The 362-nt window shown below is 32.6% G+C and carries 1 protein-coding gene; it reads left to right on the top strand.

What is annotated here, in order from left to right; all coding sequences use genetic code 11:
• Positions 1–362: hypothetical protein (locus AC1DWA_RS33855; protein WP_477917937.1), on the top strand; the 362-nt coding region annotated here is incomplete at both ends.

Consider the following 362-nt stretch of genomic DNA (forward strand, 5'->3'; position numbering starts at 1 on the left):
CTGTTTTTCTTTTTATAGCTAAGATGAGAAATAAACGAAGTCTCCAATCTGCTCAGATACTCAAACTTTTAGTAGAAGAAGGATTCCCTAGGATTTACGATACAGAGAATATAAACTCTTCTGAACAACAACCTAAACAATCCTTAGAGAATCAAGGGTTTGTTCCTGTTCAGGAGATAGAATCCATAGTGGCTAAAAAAGTCCAAGAAGAATTAAAAAAACATGAGGATTTTTTAAATGAATGGACACGAAAACAAGAAGAACAGCAGCGGAAATTTCAAGAAGTACTTATTAAAAGGTTAGATGATCGAGATCAAAAGTTAATGAGCTCTATAAGAGAATTACAAGAGTCTAAATTAGAA

This window comes from Rhodococcus sp. P4_F3_2 (assembly GCF_056401335.1).